The organism is Aurantibrevibacter litoralis (genome assembly GCF_034651555.1).
GTDB lineage: Bacteria > Bacteroidota > Bacteroidia > Flavobacteriales > Flavobacteriaceae > Aurantibrevibacter > Aurantibrevibacter litoralis.
Genome location: NZ_JAYEEQ010000039.1, coordinates 1 through 6794, shown reverse-complemented (window position 1 = coordinate 6794; position 6794 = coordinate 1). Strand labels below are relative to the sequence as shown.

Genomic DNA, 6794 nt, shown 5'->3' with positions numbered 1-6794 from the left:
GAATCGATTTTAAGCAACTAGTTTAAACGGCTCACTTTCATCCGGCGCACATGGCTCAATTTGACCGGCGCATCCACGTTGGCAAGAAATGGCTCTTTTGCAAAACTTGGCTTTAGCGTTGGCTGGTGCGGTTTTGCAAATGTGCCATTTGTGCGGTGGCAGAATTTCAAAATTTTTTGTGCGGTGGAAAAAAAAAATAAACCACGAAGGGCAGGGCAATGAGTGTCGACTTACTCGCTGTCCGTTTGTTGTATCGTTTCTATGTCCGTGTTCACTTGTCAAAATGGTTTACTTTTTCTCAGTTTTTAGTCGTCTGTTTATGGTTCCACTGTCGTTTTTTAGGCTTGCACACAACGTTCTTCGTGTATGGCTCGTTGCGGATAAAACAGCGAGTCCTTTCGAGTAAGTCGTAAAGTTAGCAAAAAAACGCAAACTTTCGAGTCAATCACTTGCCCCGCAATGAGCTATACACGGTGTTGCCACACGTATTTTTATCATTTTTTTTTATTCCGTTCGGTCTCTACTCTAGCCGGATTTTGCAATTCGGTTAATCTCTTTCTGTTCAGATAATTCACGGCTCGGATTTTCGGTCTGTCACTCAACTAAAATCGAATTCGAATCCTATAATTTAGCGTTTCGTGTATTCGATCCGAGCAAAATTCCGTTTTCCGGTTAACTAAAATCCTCATTTCGGCAACTCGTTTCGCGCGTAAATTTCGTTTTCCCGTTAACTAAAATTCTCAATTCGGTAATTCGTTCCGAGCGGAAAATCGGTCTGTTTTTTCAGCCTTTCGGTGTCATTTTTAAAGTCGAATTTTCACTAAAAATCAGATCGTTTTTTTCAACAGAATATCTTTCAATATATGTGTGGCAACGGTGGTGGTATGAAAAGTTGCCGACCGCGTGGTAATTCTTTATCGGCACGATAAAGATTTGGCGCGGGATTGAGCCGATTGAATACTTGCAAATCCGGCAATTTTTTATAACACGTGTTACCACCTGTGCGTTTTTATCTTTTTGTCAATAAGTTAAATAATTCCTCATTGATGTAATAATTTCCCGTTCCTAATTTGTCTTTCCTAAGCATTTTATCTTCTGCCAGTTTATTCAAATAATTAGCTGCCGTTAGTCTTGAAACGCCTAAGTCATTGACAACAAATTCAATCTTGGTGTAAGGATGTTTGAATAAATTATTTAGTAAATCTTGACTATAAAACTTATAATTATCACGAAGTCGATGTTTGTAATCAAGCATTAATTCCTTAATCTTAGTGATTAATTCAATTGTTTCCCTTGATGTTTGTTCAACACCTTTAATCATAAACAACACCCAATCTTCCCACAAATTTTCGTCTCTAACTTTTTGTAAAAAATGATAATAGTCCGATTTGTTCTTAATGATATAATTGCTCAAATATAAGATTGGCAAAGATTGCAGTTTCTCTAAAATTAAATAGAGAATATTAATAATTCTGCCAGTTCTACCGTTTCCGTCATAAAATGGATGGATACTTTCAAATTGGAAATGTATAATTGCCATTTTTATTAAAGGGTCACAGTCTTGCATTTCTGAATCATTGATATAACGTTCAAGATTTGCCATTAACCGTAGTATTTCATCATAATCTTGCGGCGGTGTATAAATTGTCTCTCCTGTTGCAGCGTTTTTCAGTGCAGTACCAGGTAGCTTTCTGAATCCAGCTTTGTTGTCTTCTAGTACTTCCTGAATTTGTAAAATACTCTTGTTTGTCAACAACTCTGTTTTTGTAATTAATTCAAATCCTTTCTTTAGCGCTGCAATATAATTCTGAACTTCTTTAGCTTGAAGTGATTTGAATGCATCAAGGTTTAGTTCTGATTTATATAAATCATCATGTGTTGTAATAATGTTTTCAATTGCTGAACTGTCCTTTGCTTCTTGTAATCCAAGTGTATTAATTAAGATATTCTGGTTTGGTATTGTAGATGCAATTCCTTTCAGCTCCGCTAATGCAGCATGTGCAGCAGGCAAAGCTTTCAGTACCCTTTTTGTTTCTAAATCAACGTTTAAAGGCAAATCTGTTAGTCCCCAAGTTGTCATTTGTAAAGAATTTCTAAAAATCTATTCAAAGATAATTCCTTTTGTATAGAAAACAACAAAATCTATACATTTAAAAATCCATATGTATAGAAAGTAATAAAATTTATGCACTTAGTTGTCTTTTGGTCGCATTGGTGGTAACGGTTTGCGCATATGGTTTGTGGCGGGCAAACAAGCGCAAATTTTTCGGATTAGTAATTACGTTTATAAAAATACAAAAACTTTGGGTTTAGCACTAATTCCGCCATAAACTATATGCGCTGTTGTGCGTCGTTATTTTTCATCTCTAATGTACCAAACATCTTCATCTTTGTCATAATAAAGATTGTCTCGATAATGATTAAGTAACATAAATGCCGAATCAGCTTTACGACTTATAATTTGAATGTAATTAATTGTGTCTTTATTTTTAACTCTGTAAAATTCTCGGAAAGTAATAACATAGTTATCTTTTGCCAAATTCAACTTTTGCTCAAGTGACGATATTTTCGATTTTAATTTTGACCTTAAAATTGAAATACTATCTACACTACTTTTGAGGCTATCATTTTCATTGACTAACTCACTATAAGTTATAATATTATTATTGCGAGTCTTGTAATTGTATGTTGTTCTTATTGTATTACTGTCCGTTTTAATTTCTTTGATGTCCATTATTGTTTTAATAATTGAATCAACTTTTTTAGATTCTAAATCAGAATTCATAAATCTTAATTTCTCATTCTGATACATAGTATATCCTAATAGAACAACCGCAATTATGAACAATGAAAACATAATTAACATTAGTTTTTTTATTCCTTTAAAAAATTGCTTGAGTTCATTAATATCTTCTTTAATTTCTCTTTTTAATTTTGGGTCTTTTTCGCTCTCAATACTATTTAAAGAATCTAAATTATTTGAGATTCTTTTAAAAATATCGCTGACAGACCTATTCTGATTTTTTTTGCTCATAATCAGCGATTTTAAGGATTAATCTTTTTTTCTCTATTCTCAGTTTTTCAAGCTCGGTTGTAAACGATTTTACTTCAATAAAATTATTCTTTTGGATTTCGAGGATTTCAAGGTTTTTTTGAAGATTTTGATAATAAACTCCTGCTCCAAAACCTGCACTAAGAATTGCAATGATTGAAAGTGCCGTGCCAGAACTTGTACCTAACTGTTTAATTAGGTACTGGAAAGGTATATTTTTCTTCTTTTTTGGCATTTATTTTTTTGTCATAATGACGCACAACGGTCTCGGCTATGAGTAGTTGCGTGGTTTAGCACTTAATTTTGCAAGTACACACCAAACTGAAAATCCGCGAGGATTTTCAGAAGTTGGCGAGAACAAGCAATTACTTATAGCCATTGTTGTGCGTAGTTTTTATCTTTTTATTAGTTTTCCATTTAGTTCAAATCTTTTACAAGGCCATTGAACTCCAGCGTATTCATTTCCAAACGCTTTGTAATCATACTCTAATACTTTTTGACCTTGCATTAAATATAATAAAACAGTATCGTCTGGAAGCAAAAACCAAACAGAACTATCATTATTTTTATTTCTTATCTCGAAAAAAATGGCTTGTTCTATAAATTCTCTGTCAAATCGATAATTGCAACCACAATTATTTTTTTCAGAGGTTTTAATCGCTTTCTCAATATCAAAACTCGGTTTTATGTCAGCTGTTTTGTACCATTCTAAACTTTTGACGTAATTGTCCTGTTTTTCCCAATCTTCTGGACTTTTATTTACACCGTCAATATTATATTCATTAATCGTTTTGTTGTTAAAAAAGTATATATCTAAAGTGCTTTCAGGATTTTCATTTAAGTAATCTGTAATAAATGAGATATTCTGAACTCTTTTTAATGGGTTTTTATAGTTACTAATAATTGAATCTCTTGAATAAATGGATTTTCCTTGTTTAGAAGCCATAAAAACCAAGTTTATATTTGCAAGCATTTCATTATTGTGAAGTTTGATTTTGAACGTTTGTGGTTCATCCCAAATATACCTACCACGTCCATATACTTCTCCAAAGTATTTAATATCAAATTCGGCTTCTAATTCCTTAATTTCCTTGTTATATGTATATGCTGACAATTCATAAAGTTTGGTAATATTGTAGTCGATTATTTTGTTTGTCAGATATTTTTGAAGTCTATTTCCTTGTAAAGGTTTTGGTTTTTTTCTTGAATCAAGAATTATTTCCTCAATCTCAAAATTATAATTTTTTACACCAGTTAATGAGTTAGTCCAAGGTATTTTGAAGCCTCCAATAGATTTTCTTGAAGTGATTTCATTTACCAAAAGATTATTTTCAAAAATTTTAATTTGATACTCATCTCGATACCTTTGGTGCATTGTTATACAACAACCATTGGTAAGGTAGTCCGAATAGTATTTTTTATAATTTTTTAAATCTTGAAGTTTAGGTTTAATGAAATCTTTTTGCTCTTGATTCCAATCCACTTTTGAACGCTTATACTTATTGATTAAATCTAAAGGGTTATTTAATATTTTTAAAGTGTCTATTTTCGAGTCTCTAAAAATGTCATTTATGGAATGAACATTTAAAATTGCATTTAATAAGTCAGAAACTTTTCTATTGTTTTCGAATTTTATGCTGTCAGTCGAATATAAATATTCATCATTATCGAATCCAGTTGCGTACAAATTATGAACCAAATAAACTTCTTTATTGGTGTTTTGGGAAAGACCAAATTGGTAGGTTAAAAGAAATAAAAAAATTAGTCTATTCATTGATTTGGTTTTAGTTTCTCAAATGTATTTTTCTTTTTAATTTCAGAAAAGTCATATTGAGTAAACTGGGCTTTTGGTTGAGTAACGAGTTTTTCTCAAATTACGCACAACGTTTCTCGTGTATGAGCCGTTGCGTGTCTCGTCACGAACCATTAAAAGTACAAAACTCCGATGGAAAATCCGCGAGGATTTTCCAAAGAAACACTGACCTAGCAATGGCTTATACACGGTGTTGTAACACGTTTTTCTATTCCGATTTTCTGATGAATACTAACTTTTTTCCGTTTGTAAATTCTATAGAAATAGTATCGTTTTTAATTTTCTTCAGAGTTTTTGTTTCGTTGTAATGGTTAAAAGTTAAATTATATAAAATTGTATTTTTTAAGTCGAAATTTTGATTTGCTCCATAGATATTATTTGTTCTGTTCAATTTTCCAAATGTTGAAGATTTTATTTCTTTAATTGAATCATTTAAATTTCCATCAAAATTTGGATTGGCTTCTATTTCGGCTGATAATCCGTTCTGTTTTTCATCTATAAATTGAATATAATATCCAACTCTTAAATACAAATCAGTTTTTTCATTAAATTCAATCCGTGTTGATGAATTTTGTTCATTTTTTAGTTCAACACCAAGATATTTATAATCGTGAAAATGACCAGCTGGACAACTCATTAAAGTGAAGCAAATTAATGTAAATGCTGATAATTTAATTTTTGATTTCAATTTTCCGTGGGTTTTGTGTAAATGTGTTACAACGGTTTCGGGCTTTGCGTTCGGGCGGGTTTCGGAGGACAAAACTGTCAACCAGCACTGAACTTGAATAGAAGCACAAAGCTCCAAGTTTGCACGTCACCCCGCCTGACGCAAAACCCGTGTTATGCCTTCGTTGTTCTTTTCGGTCCGCTGTCATATCGCTGTCCATATGAGTTGAAGTCCTGATATTATGAGCAAAATTTCAACGAGCAGAATAAATTTCTCTCGGTTCAATTTCTCAATTATTTTCTTTCCAGTCCAACTTCCCAAAATCATTGCTACACCAATAAAAAGTCCGTAGTAAAGTTCAGTCTGTCCGATTAGTGAATATTTATTGTAAACGATTGTCTTGGTTAGATGCATTGTCAAGGCAGTAAACGCTTCACTTGCTATGTATACAGTTGCTGTCAGGTTAAGCCCAAGAAAAAAAGCAGCACCAAGAGGGCCGGCACTTCCTGCAAGTCCTGATAAGAAACCTGTAAGTCCGCCACCAAGCAACATTCCTTTGTCGCCAAGTGCTATTTTCTTAATTTTTGTCCTGCGATAAATGACCAACAGAATGAGAAAAACGCCAATACCGATTTTGATTTTGTTGCTGTCAATGTCGGTGAATAAATAACTCCCTAAAATTGTCAAAGGAATTGCGGTCAGCAGAAAGAAAATGATTGGTTTCCATTTGAGTTCGTGTCTGCCGAACCAAACTCTTGAAGCGTTGCCAAATATTTGTCCGATTGTCAAAATAGGAACTGCTGCTTTTATTCCAACTATACTTGTCAAAATAGGAAGCAAAACTAATGCACCACCAAAACCTGCTGCTCCTGAAATTGTCGCTGCGAGAAATGATATTGCGAATAATATGATTAGTTCTGTCGTCAAATTGTCCTTGTCATTTTGTTCAGTTGTTTGTCGGTTTGCTCGGTCGTCCTACAATGAGGCATAACGTTCTTCGTGTATGGCTCGTTGCGGATAAAACAGCGAGTTGTTTCGAGTAAGTCGTAAAGTTAGCAAAAATTCGCAAACTTTCGAGTCATTCACTTGCCCCGCAATGAGCTATACACAGTGTTGCCACCAGTTTTTATTTGTATTCAAAAGTTATATATTTTTCGTTTATTCCATATTTTCGTTTTGCAATTTCTATAATTTCCCCCAAAAATAGGACAGTAATTTAAGTTTAATTTTTTATTCTAAATTTACTGTATTATGGAACGCAG

The 6794-nt window shown here is 33.0% G+C and carries 6 protein-coding genes; all 6 read right to left on the bottom strand.

Annotated elements, in window-relative coordinates; translation table 11 throughout:
- Positions 1 to 1009 precede the first annotated feature (1009 nt).
- The gene (locus U1E44_RS16535) at positions 1010 to 2080 is read right to left on the bottom strand and encodes a Fic family protein (protein WP_322932227.1); all 1071 of its coding nucleotides are present in this window, start codon (positions 2078 to 2080) and stop codon (positions 1010 to 1012) included.
- Between the two features lie 273 nt (positions 2081 to 2353).
- Positions 2354 to 3034, bottom strand: a complete 681-nt coding sequence (locus U1E44_RS16530; RefSeq protein ID WP_322932226.1) for a hypothetical protein — start codon at positions 3032 to 3034, stop codon at positions 2354 to 2356.
- Complete coding sequence (locus tag U1E44_RS16525; RefSeq protein ID WP_322932225.1) at positions 3012 to 3287, bottom strand: hypothetical protein; 276 nt, start codon at positions 3285 to 3287, stop codon at positions 3012 to 3014. Before U1E44_RS16525 ends, U1E44_RS16530 begins: the two co-directional genes overlap by 23 nt.
- A gap of 159 nt (positions 3288 to 3446) precedes the next feature.
- A complete protein-coding gene (locus tag U1E44_RS16520; protein WP_322932224.1) occupies positions 3447 to 4826 on the bottom strand; it encodes a hypothetical protein in 1380 nt (459 codons plus the stop codon).
- Between the two features lie 247 nt (positions 4827 to 5073).
- Positions 5074 to 5553 (bottom strand): hypothetical protein, encoded by a 480-nt coding sequence (locus tag U1E44_RS16515; RefSeq protein ID WP_322932223.1) that lies wholly within the window; start codon positions 5551 to 5553, stop codon positions 5074 to 5076.
- A gap of 183 nt (positions 5554 to 5736) precedes the next feature.
- On the bottom strand, positions 5737 to 6459 hold the full coding sequence (locus U1E44_RS16510; protein WP_322932222.1) for a sulfite exporter TauE/SafE family protein: 723 nt from the start codon (positions 6457 to 6459) through the stop codon (positions 5737 to 5739).
- Between the last annotated feature and the right edge of the window lie 335 nt (positions 6460 to 6794).